A 1,959-nucleotide genomic window follows, 5' to 3' on the forward strand; every position below is an offset into this window, starting at 1 on the left:
TACCCGTCGACGGGAGACGGGGCAGCGGAGGAGTTGCGGGGGATCGTGGTCAACGGGACCACGGGCAGCGTGACCTCCGGCCGGGTGTCGTACACCCTCGGCTTGGAGGGGCCGGCGGTGACGGTGGACACCGCGTGCTCGTCGTCGCTGGTGGCGCTGCATCTGGCGGCGCAGGCGCTGCGCTCGGGCGAGTGCTCGCTGGCGCTGGCCGGTGGGGTGACGGTGATGTCCACCCCGAACACCTTCATCGACTTCTCCCGCCAGGGCGGTCTGAGCTCTGACGGGCGGTGCAAGGCGTTCTCCGAGTCGGCCGATGGGGTGGGCTGGTCGGAGGGTGTGGGTGTGCTGGTGCTGGAGCGGCTGTCGGACGCTCGGCGCAACGGCCATCAGGTGCTGGCGGTGGTGCGGGGTTCGGCGGTGAACCAGGATGGTGCGTCCAACGGGTTGACGGCGCCGAACGGTCCGTCGCAGCAGCGGGTGATCCGGCAGGCGCTGGCCGGGGCGGGTCTGTCGGCGTCGGATGTGGACGTGGTGGAGGGGCACGGGACCGGGACGACGCTGGGTGACCCGATCGAGGCGCAGGCCCTGCTGGCGACGTATGGGCAGGATCGGCCGGAGGATCGGCCGGTGCTGCTGGGGTCGATCAAGTCGAACATCGGTCACACCCAGGCCGCGGCGGGTGTGGCCGGTGTGATCAAGATGGTCATGGCGATGCGCGAGGGGGTGGTGCCGCAGTCGTTGCACGTGGATGCGCCGTCCTCGCATGTGGACTGGTCCTCGGGTGCGGTGGAGCTGCTGACCGAGCCGGTGGAGTGGCCGGAGACGAGTCGTCCGCGCCGGGCTGCGGTGTCGTCGTTCGGGATCAGCGGCACCAACGCGCATGTGATCTTGGAGCAGCCTCTGGTACCGGTGGAGGCCGGGGTCGGTGAGGCTGATGGCGGGTCTGGTGGTGGCGCGATTTCGTGGGTGGTGTCGGGGCGGAGTGAGGTGGCGTTGCGGGCGCAGGCGGCCCGGTTGCTGTCGCATGTGGAGGGTTCGCCTGGTCTGGGGTTGGCCGAGGTGGGGGTGTCGCTGGCGACGGCTCGGTCGGCCTTTGAGTATCGGGCGGTGGTGGTGGGTGCTGAGCGTGCGGAGTTGGTGCGGGGCCTGGCGGCGGTGGCCGAGGGGGTGTCGGCCGCCGGTGTGGTGACCGGTTCGGTGCGGGGCGCGGCCAAGGTCGCGTTCCTGTTCACCGGTCAGGGGAGCCAGCGGGTGGGGATGGGCCGGGAGTTGTATGACCGGTTCGCGGTGTTCGCGGGCGCGTTGGATGAGGTGATCGCGGAGCTGGACCCGTTGCTGGGCGGGTCGCTGCGGGAGGTGTTGTTCGCCGAGCCGGGCAGCGAGTTGGCGGGGTTGCTGGATCGGACGGGGTGGGCGCAGCCGGCGTTGTTCGCGGTGGAGACGGCGCTGTTCCGGCTGGTGTCCTCGTGGGGTGTCAAGCCGGGTGTGCTGGCCGGTCATTCGATCGGGGAGATCACCGCGGCGCATGTGGCCGGGGTGCTGTCCCTGAAGGACGCGTGTGTGCTGGTGGCGGCGCGGGCGCGGTTGATGCAGGCGCTCCCCGCCGGTGGGGCGATGGTGTCGGTGCGGGCGTCTGAGGAGGAGGTCGCCGCTCTGCTGGCCGGGCGTGAGGACCAGGTGTCGGTGGCGGCGGTGAACGGTCCGGCCTCGGTGGTGATCGCCGGGGTGGAGGAGGCGGTGCTGGAGGTCGTCGCCGCTCTGCAGGAGAGGGAGGTCCGGACCAAGCGGTTGCGGGTGTCGCACGCGTTCCATTCGCCGTTGATGGACCCGATGCTGGAGGACTTCCGTGCCCTGGCCCGGACGCTGTCCTACGGCCCGCCGCAGATTCCGGTGGTGTCCACGGTGACCGGGCAGGCGGCCACCGACGAGCAGTTGTGCTCGCCGGATTACTGGGTGGAG

Annotated in this window: 1 protein-coding gene; it reads left to right on the forward strand. The window is 71.0% G+C overall.

What is annotated here, in order from left to right:
* Positions 1-33 precede the first annotated feature (33 nt).
* Positions 34-1,959, forward strand: a 1,926-nt coding sequence (locus tag ABT130_RS47490; RefSeq protein ID WP_502992254.1) for a type I polyketide synthase, incomplete at its 3' end; no start/stop codon positions are given.

The sequence above is a fragment of the Streptosporangium sp. NPDC001681 genome (genome assembly GCF_040298085.1).
Classification (GTDB): domain Bacteria; phylum Actinomycetota; class Actinomycetes; order Streptosporangiales; family Streptosporangiaceae; genus Streptosporangium.